11 protein-coding genes are annotated in these 14781 nt (G+C 39.5%); 4 read left to right on the top strand and 7 right to left on the bottom strand.

Translation table 11 applies throughout. The features are described from left to right. The first annotated feature begins 27 nt into the window (after positions 1-27). From ileS to AC1M9K_RS05645, 4 genes are all read left to right on the top strand, one after another. Positions 28-2874, top strand: a complete 2847-nt coding sequence (gene ileS, locus AC1M9K_RS05660; RefSeq protein WP_481588751.1) for an isoleucine--tRNA ligase — start codon at positions 28-30, stop codon at positions 2872-2874. Next, positions 2867-3409, top strand: coding sequence for a signal peptidase II (gene lspA, locus AC1M9K_RS05655; RefSeq protein ID WP_035270556.1), 543 nt, complete (start codon positions 2867-2869; stop codon positions 3407-3409). Before ileS ends, lspA begins: the two co-directional genes overlap by 8 nt. After that, positions 3402-3884 (top strand): FKBP-type peptidyl-prolyl cis-trans isomerase, encoded by a 483-nt coding sequence (locus tag AC1M9K_RS05650; RefSeq protein WP_035270560.1) that lies wholly within the window; start codon positions 3402-3404, stop codon positions 3882-3884. Before lspA ends, AC1M9K_RS05650 begins: the two co-directional genes overlap by 8 nt. A 120-nt stretch (positions 3885-4004) precedes the next feature. Beyond that, positions 4005-4547, top strand: a complete 543-nt coding sequence (locus tag AC1M9K_RS05645; RefSeq protein ID WP_481588750.1) for an NADPH-dependent FMN reductase — start codon at positions 4005-4007, stop codon at positions 4545-4547. Positions 4548-4682: 135 nt separating this feature from the next. On the opposite strand, the gene AC1M9K_RS05640 is transcribed toward AC1M9K_RS05645, so the two are convergent. Genes AC1M9K_RS05640 through tssF form a run of 7 tightly spaced genes read right to left on the bottom strand, consistent with a single transcriptional unit; the run spans position 4683 to position 14770 of the window. Then, positions 4683-4949 carry a PAAR domain-containing protein gene (locus AC1M9K_RS05640; RefSeq protein ID WP_092766603.1) on the bottom strand — a complete coding sequence of 89 codons (267 nt, stop codon included), beginning with the start codon at positions 4947-4949 and terminating at the stop codon, positions 4683-4685. Between the two features lie 23 nt (positions 4950-4972). Then, positions 4973-5731, bottom strand: a complete 759-nt coding sequence (locus tag AC1M9K_RS05635; RefSeq protein ID WP_481588749.1) for an OmpA family protein — start codon at positions 5729-5731, stop codon at positions 4973-4975. Continuing rightward, positions 5731-6690, bottom strand: coding sequence for a type VI secretion system-associated protein TagF (tagF, locus tag AC1M9K_RS05630; protein WP_481588748.1), 960 nt, complete (start codon positions 6688-6690; stop codon positions 5731-5733). Before tagF ends, AC1M9K_RS05635 begins: the two co-directional genes overlap by 1 nt. A gap of 43 nt (positions 6691-6733) precedes the next feature. Continuing rightward, positions 6734-10573 carry a type VI secretion system membrane subunit TssM gene (gene tssM / locus AC1M9K_RS05625; RefSeq protein WP_481588747.1) on the bottom strand — a complete coding sequence of 1280 codons (3840 nt, stop codon included), beginning with the start codon at positions 10571-10573 and terminating at the stop codon, positions 6734-6736. A gap of 26 nt (positions 10574-10599) precedes the next feature. Further along, positions 10600-12006 carry a hypothetical protein gene (locus AC1M9K_RS05620; RefSeq protein ID WP_481588746.1) on the bottom strand — a complete coding sequence of 469 codons (1407 nt, stop codon included), beginning with the start codon at positions 12004-12006 and terminating at the stop codon, positions 10600-10602. After that, positions 12003-12998 carry a type VI secretion system baseplate subunit TssG gene (gene tssG / locus AC1M9K_RS05615; RefSeq protein WP_481588745.1) on the bottom strand — a complete coding sequence of 332 codons (996 nt, stop codon included), beginning with the start codon at positions 12996-12998 and terminating at the stop codon, positions 12003-12005. Before tssG ends, AC1M9K_RS05620 begins: the two co-directional genes overlap by 4 nt. After that, the gene (gene tssF / locus AC1M9K_RS05610; RefSeq protein WP_481588744.1) at positions 12962-14770 is read right to left on the bottom strand and encodes a type VI secretion system baseplate subunit TssF; all 1809 of its coding nucleotides are present in this window, start codon (positions 14768-14770) and stop codon (positions 12962-12964) included. Before tssF ends, tssG begins: the two co-directional genes overlap by 37 nt. Positions 14771-14781 lie beyond the last annotated feature (11 nt).

Raw genomic sequence — 14781 nt, 5'->3', positions numbered from 1 at the left:
GACTGATTAAATTGGAAGACAACTTGCATGAGCGATAAGCAAACTCCTGAAAATGCAGTGGACTATAAAGCCACGCTAAACCTCCCAGGTACTGACTTTGCGATGAAAGCAAATCTCGCAGTACGTGAAGCGAAATGGTTAGAAGAGTGGTATGCCGACAACATTTATCAGCAGATTCGTGCGTCGCGTATTGGCAAGAAAAAATATGTGCTTCATGACGGCCCTCCATATGCAAATGGTCAAATTCACTTAGGTCATGCGGTTAACAAAGTCTTAAAAGACATCATTATTAAAAGCCGAGTAATGGATGGTTTTGATGCACCATACGTACCAGGTTGGGACTGTCATGGTCTTCCAATTGAACTTAAAGTTGAAGAAAAAGTCGGTAAAGTCGGCGTAAAAGTAGATGCTTCTACATTCCGTAAAGCCTGCCGTGAATATGCTTACACACAAGTTGAACTGCAAAAGAAAGACTTCGTGCGTATGGGCGTGTTTGGTGATTGGGACAATCCGTACTTAACGATGAACTTTAAACAAGAAGCCGACATCGTGCGTTCATTGGGTGCTATTGCCAAAGCAGGTCATATCGAACCAGGTCTTAAACCCGTCAACTGGTGTTTAGACTGTGGTTCATCATTGGCTGAAGCTGAAGTTGAATACGAAGACAAAAAATCAGACGCAATTGATGTGGGTTTCAGCGTTGTTGATTTAGCTGACCTTTCTGCACGTTTGAGTGTAGACATTGCTGAACGTACCGACATCGTGATTTGGACCACAACACCTTGGACCATGCCTGCTAACCAAGCGGTTGCGCTTCATGCTGATCTCGAATATCAACTTGTGAAAGCGACTGGCGAAGACAAAGTACCTCAAAACTTCATTCTTGCAAAATCATTGGTTGAGTCAGCGACTCAGCGTTATGGTTTCACTGCATTTGAAGTGCTTGCTGAATTCACAGGTTCTAAACTTGAAAACTTACTGCTTCAACATCCTTTAATCGCTGAACGCCAAGTGCCAGTGATCTTGGGTGAGCACGTCACCGATGGTAGCGGTACAGGTGCTGTACATACGGCTCCGGGTCACGGTGTGGACGACTATAAAGTTGGCTTACAGTACAACTTAAAAGTTGAAAACCCAGTCGGTGGTAATGGGGTGTATTTACCAACATCGCCAATCTTCCCGGGCGAACACATCTACAAAGCTAATCCAAAAATTATTGAAGCATTGACTGAAGCAACCAAGCTTTGGGCACATGTCGTAATCAAGCATAGCTACCCGCATTGCTGGCGTCATAAAACTCCAATTATCTTCCGTGCGACACCACAATGGTTCATCAGCATGGATGCGAAAGGTCTACGTAACAATGCCCTAAATGCCATTGAAAACGAGATCAGCTTCGTACCAGATTGGGGTAAAAACCGTATTCAAGCGATGATCGAAGGTCGTCCTGACTGGTGTATCTCACGTCAACGTACTTGGGGCGTGCCAATTCCATTCTTCGTACATAAAGACACCAACGAATTGCACCCACGTACCCCAGAATTGATCGAAGAAGTTGCAAAACTGATTGAACAAGAAGGTATTGATGGTTGGTACAACCGTGATGCACGTGAGTTCATTGGTGATGATGCTGAACAATACAATGCTGTGCGTGACACGCTAGACGTTTGGTTCGACTCAGGTACAACACATTATGCTGTGCTTCGCGAGCGTGAAGAACTACAAGACCCTGCTGATTTGTACCTTGAAGGTTCAGACCAACACCGTGGTTGGTTCCAATCTTCATTATTGACCTCAATTGCGATCAATGAACGTGCGCCATACAAAGGCTTGTTGACGCATGGCTTCGTAGTGGATGAGAAAGGCCGTAAGATGTCGAAATCGTTGGGTAACATCATTACCCCACAAGACATCATTAAAGATATGGGTGCAGACGGCTTACGCTTCTGGATCGCATCTGCGGATTACCGTTATGAAATGACCGCAGGTAAAGAAATCTTTAGCCGTGCCTCTGACGGTTACCGTCGTATTCGTAACACGCTTCGTTTCTTACTTGCGAACTTGAATGGCTTCAAACCATCAACAGATGCGCTTCCTGTCGATCAACTGATTGCGCTTGATCAATACATCTTACAACGTGCCTCTGAGGTTCAAGAAACCGTTAAGAAAGCGTATGAAGAAATGAACTTCCATATCGTGACAAGTGCGTTAACTAACTTCTGTATTAATGACTTGGGTGGTTTCTACTTAGACATCATCAAAGACCGTCAGTACACTACGAAAGCGGACTCACAAGCACGTCATTCTGCACAAACTGCGCTGTATCACTTGGTACAAGCATTCGTACGTTGGATGGCACCAATCTTGAGCTTTACTGCACAAGAAGCTTGGCCACTCATCCCTGAGCAATCAGAGAAATATGTGTTTACAGCTGAATGGTATGACATTCCTGTGGCATCTACAGTAAACCTTGTGTCTGAAGCTGAATGGCAAACGCTAATTAACGTGAAATCTGCGGTGAATAAGTTCATTGAAGCGGCACGTGGTGCGAAAACTGTGGGTTCAAACTTGTCTGCTAAGGTTGAGCTTTGGGCGAATGATGAACTTAAAGCCGTTCTAGACAAATTAGGCGATGAACTTCGTTTCGTTCTCATTACTTCACAAGTGATAGTCAATAGTTTCGATGCAGCACAAGGTGAAGTATCTGACTTAGAAGGCTTGAATGTGAAAGTTTCTGCTGCTGACGGCGAAAAATGCGTTCGTTGCTGGCATGTTCTGCCTGATGTGAATACACATCCATCACATCCAGGACTATGTGGTCGTTGTATTATTAACCTCCCTACAGGTCAAGGCGAAGAGAGAAAATATGCCTAATCCACAAAATAATAAAAAAGGTTTATTCCAATTCTATCCCCACAATTTGTGGTGGATAGGATTGTCTATTGTTGCCATTATTTTGGATCAATGGACTAAATGGATAGCAAGTACACATCTGACTTATGCAGACCCTGTACCTGTTTTACCTTTTTTAAATTGGACATTACTACATAACTACGGCGCTGCCTTTAGTTTCTTGTCCGATGCCGGTGGATGGCAACGTTATTTCTTTACATCACTTGCAGGAATTGTCTCGGTTATTTTTGTGTTTTGGATTATGCGTATGCCAAAAAACATGAAAGTATTGCCTTTAGCCATCGCACTCATCTTAGGTGGGGCGATTGGTAATCTTATTGATCGAGTAAGTTTAGGCTATGTTGTAGATTTTATTCATGTCTACTATAACAATAGCCACTTCCCTGCTTTTAACCTTGCAGATAGTGCCATTACTTTAGGTACCATCTTAATGCTGATCGATACTTTTTTCTTAGAGAAACATCGTATTCAACGTGCGGAAGCGCAAAATGACTGATTTTATTAATCCAAATGAAGATACTCGCATTGAAGCGGGTTCAAAAGTACATTTACACTTTTCAGTAGCCATTGAAAATGGTGTTGAAATTGATAATACCCGTAGTCGCGAAGAACCTGTAAGCCTCGTGATAGGTGATGGCAGCTTATTGCCTGGTTTTGAAAAAGCTTTATTTGGCTTACGCGCGGGTGACCGTCGTACAGTAAGTTTACCTGCTGAAGATGCTTTTGGCCCTTGGAACCAAGAGAACGTGCAAAAATTTGATACTGTTAAATTTGAGCAACGTCCTGCTGAAGGTCAAATGATTGAGTTTGAAGATAAAGCAAAGCAGTCATTATATGGTGTGGTTAAATCGGTTGGTGATGATATCACTGAGGTCGACTTTAACCATCCGCTTGCTGGTAAGGACATTACTTTTGAAGTTGAAATTTTCAAAGTAACACCAGCAGGTCAGCAAGGCATCAAAATTATGTAATGCCTGATTCGTACATAAAAAAGCGCCTTATGGCGCTTTTTTTTAGATACATTTTCGATCTACCTTTTTTAAAAAAAACATTTTAAAGTCAGTGTGATAACAGATATAAGGATAAATTTGGTGAATATTCAAATTATTGTGGGAAGCATTCGAGAAGGCCGCACAGCCATTAAAGTTGCAAATTGGGTTCAAAACACGATTTCATCATATAACTACAGCACGATTAAGACAGAAATTGTGGACTTAAAAGAATGGGATTTACCGTTTTTCGCTGGAGCAAATCCACCACTAACGGGTATATATGATCAACCTAAGCAACAAGAATGGGCTGCTCAAATCGCGAAAGGTGATGCATTTATATTTATTAGTCCTGAATATAATCATGGATACAGCCCTGCACTTAAAAATGCACTCGACTATTTAGGTAAAGAGTGGAATGGAAAACCTGCTGCTTATGTCAGTTATGGCGGTAGTAATGGCTCTCGCTCTATCGATCAAATCCGTCAAGTTGCTACGCAATTAGGTTTAGTCGACTCAAATGCCGTGGTTGAGATTCGCGATATTTTTGCACGCAATCGCAATGAAACATTCGAAGGCAATGAATTCGATGACAAAGCGCTTAAATCTGCGTTTGATAAAATTGTGCAATATGTAAGTGCGTAATAATCATCTTCAGATCATCAGTAGGTGCGCGATTACAAATACCGAAGACACTTTGATCGAGATAAAATTATAGTTGAAAAAGTGAACCCTCTAAAATTAGAGGGTTCTTTTTAGATACAGATCCCAATGAATTAACTAATTTTGTCCAACCGTTAAACTTTGATTCCCTATACATTTGCATCCACATGCCAAAGGTGAATTATGCTGTGCGGCGGGTTTTCCCATAATAACCATTTTGCTGTCACCCGCAACAATTGTCGTCACCGTTTTATGTTTAGGACAGGTGGCCTTATCCCCTACACAAGCAACTGGCTTACCTTCGATTAAGAAAGAACTATTTGCTGAAATAACCTGCCCACCACCAGTGGTTGGAGAGCCAATCGTAATATAAGGGAAAGCCATACACTTGTTCCTTTTATAATATTTTATTGAACTTCAAACTCGATTCTTCGATTTTTCTTACGACCCTCTTCCGTTGCATTGTCTGCAACAGGTTCATCAGCACCCATACCCGCTGTACTTAATCGTGAAGGTGAAATATTCTTGGCAATCAAATATTGTTTTACTGCATCCGCACGTTGCAAGCTCAATTCTTTGTTTTTCTGTGGATTACCTTGACTGTCAGTATGTCCGATGATTTTGACATTTTTGCCTTGAACTTTGTTTAGCGCAACCACCATTTCGTCTAAAATTTGTGTGCCTGCTGGTAAAAGTGTGGCACTTCCAGAAGCAAATTCAATAATTCGATTTTTTAAAGCATTATCAATGATGGCTTGTTCTGTATGATTCACAGATAACTGTGCATTAAAGCGATAAGGTGCCACAACTAAATTTTGAAATGTATTTTGAGTCGGTACGATATCATTTTGATTGAGGACTTTACCTGTGAGCTCAACTTGTGTTCCTCTTACACTCAATTTTCCTTGAGAAACTTTTTTAAGATCAGGTGTAATGACTTGTGTCACGGAATCACTCCATCCATTGGGTGCAGTGACAGGACGAACCTGAATTTTATCGATAATTTGGTCTTGGCTATAGACCACTTTCATTTTATTCAATATGGCCTGTTTGCTCATCTCGTTAGGAACAACTCCCTCAACGATAATTTCTTTCGCAAACGATATAACACTTATACTCAATATCGAACTAAGCAATGAAATCTTTAATAAGGTTTTCTTCATCATTATTCTTCTATAAAAGTCTGTCGGAATAATTTCATTCCTTGATTTAAACTCAACTGTCGTTCGCACAAAGATTGCTCGAGTGCAGCAAGACCTGCATTTTGCTCCAAATAGCGATCAATCCACTGAGCTTGTACCAATGAAACCCAATGTTCAGAGCTTAAGTTCTGATTGAAAATATCACTTAATGCTTCAATATCTGCGCCCTGAAAGCCAAATAATAAAACTGGACGTTCTGAATGAAGAATACCAATTAACACTTCGGTATTATGTTTTGGCAAAAATCTTGCGATTAAACTAACCCAGAATGCTGCGATTTCATAACAAAAACTAGGGTTGTGAATTGGTAAAATTAACACCTTATTCAGTTTACTCGTTCCATTTTTTAATACAGGTTGGAGTAAAAGACCTAGTCCAATCATGCTTTGTGCAAGCTCATAGACCGATATTTTCATCATTTGTGCAAATGAATGCATGGTGTGATTTTCAAAAAAAGCGGTTGATTCAGTTACATCAAGAACTTGAATTTCTTTTTTGAGCTGAGCCAGTTTTTCGATTAAATCATCAGCATCTCGAATTTGACGAATCACACGGTTTCTTTGAAATAAGTCAATCAAAACTGGCTTATAGCTATAAGGTGCATAGAGCAAATTTTGGTAGGGTGCATCCACTTCCAATAAGTGACTCAACACCATAGGAAACTGACGACCTGAGCTGTCTTGGCTGGTCACTAAGTTTGCAACCAAGAACATATTTTCACGCGGATTGGCAATAAAGAAATCTAATGATGCCAAACTTTGATAATTTTGATCGAAGTTTGGATTTCTCATTGCCATTTCAAGCGCTTCAGTAATCCACTGATCAATTACTTGAATCAGAGAATACTGTCCTTTGGTTTTCAGAAAATCGCCACGAGCAGGACTCTTACCATAGTACAAAGGCATTGTTTTCACACTGTACATATCGCCTCCTACTGATGATCCATCTTAAGTTGTACTCCATACATCATGGCTGTGCTCCTTGTGTTGCATTTTGCAATGCCGTATTCGTTGAATTCTCAGCTTGAGGTGCTGGTGTTGGTGCCTTTTGAGCAGATACCACACGTGCTGTCGCCTTGTTGGTCGTCACCTTATCAACCAATTGCAAACCGTTTAAATCACGATTAGAACCAACGCCTGTTACACCTTGACCTGAATTCCCACTGATCAAACGAAAGTTTACTTTTACCGCTAATGATGGTTGTTGAGCACTTGCCCAAGTCATTTCGATGACACCATTTTGATCACGACGTTGCGAAGAGTCGATCAAACGATTGATCCCGTATTCACCTGGTGCATCAAAAATCGTATGCGTTTTCCCTTCGAGATCGACTGCAGTAATACGTGCTCCAGGAATAGCACCAGTATTCGGCCAAACAAAGTTCACCCACTGTTGGATACCATTTTCAAAGACCATACGTTGACCATCAATATCAATCGTATAAGACAGCAACTGTGGATTAGACAATGGATAGAATTGGAAGTTGGACTGATTGGTCGCAGCAGGCGCAGAACCTTGTGACAAAGTACCTGTAGCTACACCGTTAAGTGGTGAAACATAGCGTTGGAAACTCATCACAAATTGTGGATTCAAGATAATGCCTTGGTCTTTCCACGTTTTAGAAGTCAGTGTGTAACCACGACGAATCACAAATGGATCGAGCGTTTCTTTAACAAAATTGGCAATACTACCGCCCTCACCGAAGATTTGACCGATTTCACTACTCGTCGCTTGGATTGAAGCCGAGGTATTGAATGGAACCTTTTGGCTCAGAGTCTGATTAAACGGTTGATAAGCTTGCATCACCCATAATTTATTAATCTCATCTTGTGCTGGCGTGATTAAGCTTGCAAAGGATTGTGTCAGTGGACTCACCAAAAGCTTTTGAATGAGCTTATTGTCAATATCATTCAGACCGACCGTCAGTTTTTCATCGACAAGTTTTTGCGTAGTATTAAATACTGAGGTTTGTTCATTGATGGTTTGTTTTACCAAAGCCATCGCATTTGGGCCAATATCCCCTGCATTTCGGAGATCATTAAACTTACTGCGTACCTGTGCGAGATTTTCTAAATACTCATCAAGTAATGATTTATTTTGCTGATCATCACGTTTACGAACCAACTGATAAAAAACGTTAAATTCTTTTGAGATAGCACCTTGGGCGCGCTCAGCTGCACGTTGAATTTCATTGGTATTATCTTGACGAAGAACCTTACGTTTAAACCAAGCGATAAATCCTGTTTGTGGAGCCGCCAATTCCGCTTGAACCACAGGGTTATCCCAATTGGTTTCTTTCGCTGTATGCTCAATGAGCAAACGTATCGGGGAATTTTGAGGCTCACCCAATAAATCTATTGTTTTATGTTGCTGGGCAAAATCAGGTTGTTTTGCATAATAAATTCCATTCAAGAATTTACGCCACTCTGCGATATATTCTTTCTTATAGAGTTCAGTCAGCTGCTTACGAATTTGATCTGGACTACCACTAAAGGTGAGGTCATCTGATTGATTGCTGTTCAACACCCAGTCACGACTGTCTGTCGGACTATTCGCAGCTTCATCAATGGCTTGATCGATATATTCGTTCCATGCCTTATATGTAAATACCCCAGGAAGAGCATAAGAACCTAATACGGCACTACGATTGTTCTCACCTACAATTTGAGCTGCTGTCACTGCTGGATATCGTACAGCAGCACGCATTTTGATCTCATTATAAACTCGATCACGTGCTGGCATCCCCTTCATCACCGCCAACAATACTTGTCGGCTTTGATCAACCAATTGCGCATCCGCTGACAACTGTGGGAATTTTGGATCATTCGCCAATGTCATGGTATAGGTCAGCACCTGCTCCGCTTTTTGGATCATTTCACCACGTGGCATTTGTCCACGATTGGCATCTAACCATGAACGCCAAAAGCGCGTAACCTGATCACTCAGATGACTTGCTTCCATATATTTTGAATTGCTCATCATCAAATAAGCTTTCAATGCGTTGTAAGCATCTTGGGGATTCGAATCAGAAGGTTCCAAAGCATTTTGTGCAGGTTTAGCCGATACTTGCTGAATTTCAACATTAACGTGATTTTCTTTTAGTGTCGCTTCATTATTTTTTACACGTTGCAAGAACTGACCAATATTTTGTTGAGATGGTTCTAAAACAATTTGTCGCACACCATTTAAATATTCGGTTTTAAGTTTTTCCCGCAGATCATTGCCTTGATACAAACCAAAGCCAAACTTTAATGGACGATCTTCTTCAAATTGATCTAACTGTTCTAAACGCTGTTGTAAAATTAGTAACGAGTCGAGCTGTGTCGCCAAATGCTGACCTGATGCCTGCTCCATTTGCATCACTTTATTCAGATCAGCTTGAACATCTGCGATCAACTGTTGATTGTTACGGTAAGACCACACCCACAGGCCTAAAATTACAGATACCCCAAGTAAAGCTGCAATAAAACTCAAATAACGTTGGCGCTTTTTCGCCGGGTTAATATGTTGCTTCACCAAGTTTTTATCTTTCAGAATGACATCTGAAAATAATCCCTTTAAGAAATACCCATGATTCTGTGATACAGAATTTTGTGGAATACCATGTTCGCTGTTCGGAATTTTCTGAAGTCTAAATTCTTGAGCAATTTGCTCCGTCATTGGACTCTCGATCGTTCCTTCTTGTAAGGCACTGGTGAAGTAAAAACCACGGAATACAGGTTTGAACTGATACGGATTTTCCTCAAATAGTGTTCCTATAAAAGTTTTGAGTGCTGGTTTTAAAGTCTTAAACTCAAGCGGAAAAGTCATCACACTGGGTGAGATATTCTGTGCATGACGGCGACTTAAATGAGTCGTACTTACGCTTTTCAATCCATCATACAAAATATTGTAATGATGCTCGAATAGATCAACAGCATTTTCAGATGAATCTGGATTATAAGGCAGCGTTGCTCCCCAAACTTGGTCAAATTCATCCTGATCATAACAATCAAAAAACTCAGTGAATCCTGCGATCAAATCCATTTTAGAAAACACCAAATACACAGGTGCAAAGATTTCTAAACGTTCCGTCAAATCTTGTATACGTGCTCTCAAGTTTTTAGCGAGTTTCAAAGATTTTTCAGGACTTTGGCTAACTAACTCGGCAATACTGACGGTGACAATCAGTCCATTAATCGGCGCTTTAGATCTATTTTTTTTGAGCAAGTTCAAAAAACCAATCCATTCAGAGTGATCTTCTGCATAGACTGAGTAACGACCAGCAGTATCTAACAATACTCCTTCTGTTGAGAAAAACCAGTCGCAATTACGTGTTCCACTCAAACCTGAAGACACTGCATTTTTATGCGTTTCTTCGAATGGGAACTTTAAGCCCGAGTTATAAATGGCAGAACTCTTACCGGCAGCAGGGTTACCAATGACCATATACCAAGGCAACTCATATAGCGCTGCATTCCCTTTTTTATCACCCAGCTTTGACTTACGAATGAGCTGAATTGAATCCTTCATCTGTTGATGAACCAATTGTAGTTCATCTTTATCCTTCTGCTTACCATACTCAGCTTGGGTATCTTTTTCGATTGCTTCCGCCAATTCTTCCCCTTGTTTCTCGTGGCGTTTGCGTTGAATGAACCAATAGATTCCATAACCGATTAGACCCAGTACATAAGCCACCGCAAGCGGCCAGAAATACTGTCTAGGTATCGTGTGATAGGCAGACACTAAGGCAACAAACAATGACAATGCAATGATTGCCTTTGGGTTTGAAACGTACTGCCATACATAGCCTAATATCGTGTGCATTGTATTCTCATTTTTTTCGTAAATTTTTAAACGTTTTGCTGCTCAGGATTTATGTCCGATTCTGATTGATAAGTTTGAATAAATGTCTGAACATCTGGGTTTTGAGTTGTATACACCATTGTCATCAAGGCATCATCAAACTGAAAAGCGAGAGTAAAGCCAAAAATTTTAGCTAAGCTTTGTGTATTCCCAAGTGTTGGATAAAGCATTAAATAGTGATGTTGCTCAATATTCGTATTGGCAAAATTTTGCTCAATTTTTTTAAGTGTTTTGAGTTGAGTAATGTCATCCAACAGAATTGTAAAGGGCTGCTCATTTTCCACTTTGAACTGATGATCAATGTTATAGCGATCTAAACTCTGTTTCAGTTGTTTTTCATTTATCGCAATATCTAATGTTTTCGTAGGTAAAACATTTTCAATTTGAATTTTAGGTGAAGCTAAACAACAGCTCGAAATATATTCTGCAGGAATATATTGTTCTGAAATCCAAATCTTTTCATCCAATGTATCTTGATCAATTTCGGAATCAACGATAAACACAAGACTTATAGACGACTCATCTTTTTCAATACTTTGTAAAAGATGAATCCATTCACTATAGCTTGTTTCAGCACCCCAATAGTGGTGTTCCACGTGAAACACTTCAGGAATATAATTGAGCTGACTCAGGTAGTCTGAAATGAGTTGCTCAGAATCTTGTTCATCCCAAACATGCAATAATTCTTCAGCGAGAACCAGGTGGATTTTAAGCTTATTCAGTCGATAAACTTGCTGCACAGAAGGAGTATCTTCTTCCCCATCATGATACTCAGCCTGAGGATCAATCCATGCTGGATGCATACGATAAGATTGGCTAATTTGAGTATCGTAGAAAAGCGCAGATTTTTTTAAATGCTCACTAATTTCCCAGAGTATTTCTGTTTGTTGTTCGAGTTGAGTCAGAATCAATTGATGAATGCGGTATTGCCGTTTGAAGCTATATTCATCCTCTTCATCTTGTTCGACGTCTAAATCAGAAATTCGATAACTCAGAATAGGCAACCCATACCCATTCAATAATTTGTCATCAAGTTCAGGGCTCTTGAACTCCCGAATCGCATCAATAATCAGATGATTTTCACCCAAAGCATTGAGTGCATAAGCGCGATAGACATTTAAATTGATCCACTCCACAGGCTCAGGCTGTAGCTCCTCAATTGTGGTCTCATCGCTAAGTTGAGGATCATTCTGTTTATTTTTTTGCTCTTTTATCCAATGATAAATCATATATGGCATCACCAAAAAAGCAGTGATTGCAACAGGTAACAATGCAAAAAAGATAAGTAAATCACTGCCAGAAGGATCAAAATTGATGTCACGCCAATACAGCACCACAATCGCAGAAATCACCAGATAAACAGTAAGGAACACTCCAACAATGATTTTGATCATGACGCTACTCCAAGCAATGGGTAGCAAGTTTCATCATTGTCTAGCGGTTGATTATGAGCTAAAAAGGCACCCTGACTAAGCCCCATAGAATGCTCCGAATTTAAAGTAATAGGCTGTATTTCTTGTTTTGATAAAATTAAACGAACATCAACCAATAAGGTTGGGCTACACCAGCTTTGTAGTAGTTTTTTTAATTTTAAACTTAGTTTTTGTTGTGGTAGAAAATCTAGGTAAGTTTTACGATCCAACGGTCCAATTTGAATTTCAATTTTGCCATCAATTTGGGTAATAGTCTCTCCACAAAATGTATTCAATCCTAACAAGCTTGGCGTCGCCCCTCCTAAGGATGTTCTCTGCTGAAGCTCTAATTTAAATTTTTCAGGGATAAACTCTTGTATTGCCACATGCTGATTAAATACCTGTGCAATCATGGTTTTTAAAGCATGTGCTGTATTATTTTGCCCCTGCATTAATCCTGCAAATTCAGCAAAATAATCATCAAGTTCTTGTTGTTGATGTTGCTGACTAATATAACCATTTAATGCATGGATAATATTCAGATAATGATTTTCAGACTCGACCTCATACCGTACTGGTAAATTGTACTTGACCGTCGCATCAACGAATTGTGAAGTGAGCTTATGATTAAATAAACTCAAGAATTGCGTTGTTTCAACTCGAAATTTGCGTGGTGCTGATTTAACTTTATTGGTATAGCTATAGGGTAATGCCCCCTGCATGCCAGTCAAACCCACCATTAAATTTGTAAGCTGAACTTTTTCATCTTCTAAAGCTAGCGATTCAATTTCTTTTTTAGGGAAGTTAAGCTCTAAGGAAGGATGAAATTTAAAATCACGATCCCATGGTGTATGTGGCCGAGCATAGGGCACATGTCTTAACAATCGAATCGACTGAATAAATTCATAAGCAGTCGGCTGTTGAAATAAATAGTCTATTACAGAAGCTTCTTGCCACCAACGTTCTGCACGCATTGGTATAACTCCTGTTGTGATTGAGCATCTTCGATTATGACATCGACAAAACTGTTTAACTGCACTTTTAAGTTAAACACATGGCTCAGCAATTGACTGAAAATATAAAGACTATGACCTCTGAATACTTGTTCATCGATTCGGATAACAACTTTGAGTCCTCGTACGAAAAGCGGGAAAGGTTTGGCTTCAACCAACTTATGCGTCAGGCTAAATTCAATTTGTTTAATCGAGTTAATTAATAGATGATTTTCTTTATTCGACGGTAAGTTATATAACTCTAATAATTCTTTTAAATGCGCTACCGCATCCCCTTTCATCAGTGCTAACGTATTTAATGAAAGATGAGAAATAATGCGCCATTGCTCTTTCTGATTTTGCTCAAATTGATAGGGTAAACTCGGACGCTTCAATACCAAAGCACGACGTGCCAAACTACTATCATTTAGATTTAAAATATTATTTGACTGGCTTAATGCTTCATGCGGTAAATTCCGATTCGAACATAGCAATACGGTGCTAATAAAATCAGACTTTATATCATACGGCTGTAAATGCTTAGAAATAATGGAATAACCCGTTTCAACAAACTTATTGTTGAGCTGGGATGAGTTCAATGCATAGAAAAATTGGACATTTTCATCATGGTAATGACTCATTCCAAAGAACGGCAACACTGGATGATAAACCTGATCCTGATTAATCTTTTCACGAACCATGTGCATTTTCTGAATCGAATAGACCTGATAAAATTCAGGATGATGTGCATCCGTGATCAATGGATATTCGAGTTGTCGATGATGTATTTTTTGTGGTTCAGCATTTTTTTCAAAAAGATTAACAGCTGGCGTGCTGAACAATTTGAAATTTGCACCATTCAGCTCTGAATAATTACGAATAATCGCCTGATCGTTTAGGTTTAACTTAAAATGAATTTGGAGATCAAAACTCGTTTGTTGATCTAATAAATTTCTTAAAAAAGACAAATCAAGATTAAGAAAGCTGAATTTATCTGCAAAACAAAAATATTCCATCAACAAGCGATAGGCATGATGTGTATGTTGATCAATAGGCAATAAACTCTCATCTTCCTCAAAGCCCATTAAGGAAAATGGATTAGAAATTTGATAAAGCTGTGTTCCAATGCGTACCGTAAAAGTCGTATCTTTTTTGAAAATACTATCCAAAACTTGCAGCGGAAAATTTGAAATAGCATCTAAATAAATAGGGAGTTTTTCTTGATGAATCCACAAGCCTGCTTCATTGAAAGTTTCAAAACTTAATTGCAAAGTGGCATTTTGATTGAGATGAATTTGAGCACTTGGGTTCGTTTTAAATTGAACTTGATTCAGTTGAATGGGAAGTAATCGTACAGCTTGACAGGTATTAAATTCACATTGAACCCCCTTAAAGCTTCGTGATTTTAGCGTTGTTGCCTGCGGAATGACGTGAGCTTCAGTTAATTGTTTTATTTTATTTTGATCTTCGAAACTGACGACAGTACAACTTGGAAAATGTCTTAAATATTGAGGGAACATCACCTCAAATAAAGCACGTGTAAAAACGTCATAACTGTCTGCTAATTTTTTATCAATTCGAGCAGCAATCAACGAAAACGCCTGAATTAAGCGCTCAATGTGTGGATCATCAATCTGTTCTTGGTTGAGCGAGAGCCGTTGGGCAATTTTAGGATACTTCTGAGCAAATTCACGAGATTGTTGTCCAAATTCTTGTAATTGTTTTTCGTAGTACGGTAAAAGTTCTTCTATCACAAAAGCCCCAA

The sequence above is a fragment of the Acinetobacter sp. 24-47-67 genome (assembly GCF_056779735.1).
The sequence above is the reverse complement of the archived record's forward strand: the minus strand, read 5'-3'. Positions and strand labels throughout refer to the sequence as shown.

Bases quoted from the DNA above. Each gene is read 5' to 3' on its own strand.
- lspA (WP_035270556.1), top strand. From the start codon at position 2,867: ATGCCTAATCCACAAAATAATAAAAAAGGTTTATTCCAATTCTATCCC.
- AC1M9K_RS05650 (WP_035270560.1), top strand. From the start codon at position 3,402: ATGACTGATTTTATTAATCCAAATGAAGATACTCGCATTGAAGCGGGT.
- ileS (WP_481588751.1), top strand. From the start codon at position 28: ATGAGCGATAAGCAAACTCCTGAAAATGCAGTGGACTATAAAGCCACG.
- tssG (WP_481588745.1), bottom strand. From the start codon at position 12,998: ATGCGTGCAGAACGTTGGTGGCAAGAAGCTTCTGTAATAGACTATTTA.
- AC1M9K_RS05620 (WP_481588746.1), bottom strand. From the start codon at position 12,006: ATGATCAAAATCATTGTTGGAGTGTTCCTTACTGTTTATCTGGTGATT.
- AC1M9K_RS05635 (WP_481588749.1), bottom strand. From the start codon at position 5,731: ATGATGAAGAAAACCTTATTAAAGATTTCATTGCTTAGTTCGATATTG.
- tagF (WP_481588748.1), bottom strand. From the start codon at position 6,690: ATGTACAGTGTGAAAACAATGCCTTTGTACTATGGTAAGAGTCCTGCT.
- tssM (WP_481588747.1), bottom strand. From the start codon at position 10,573: ATGCACACGATATTAGGCTATGTATGGCAGTACGTTTCAAACCCAAAG.
- AC1M9K_RS05640 (WP_092766603.1), bottom strand. From the start codon at position 4,949: ATGGCTTTCCCTTATATTACGATTGGCTCTCCAACCACTGGTGGTGGG.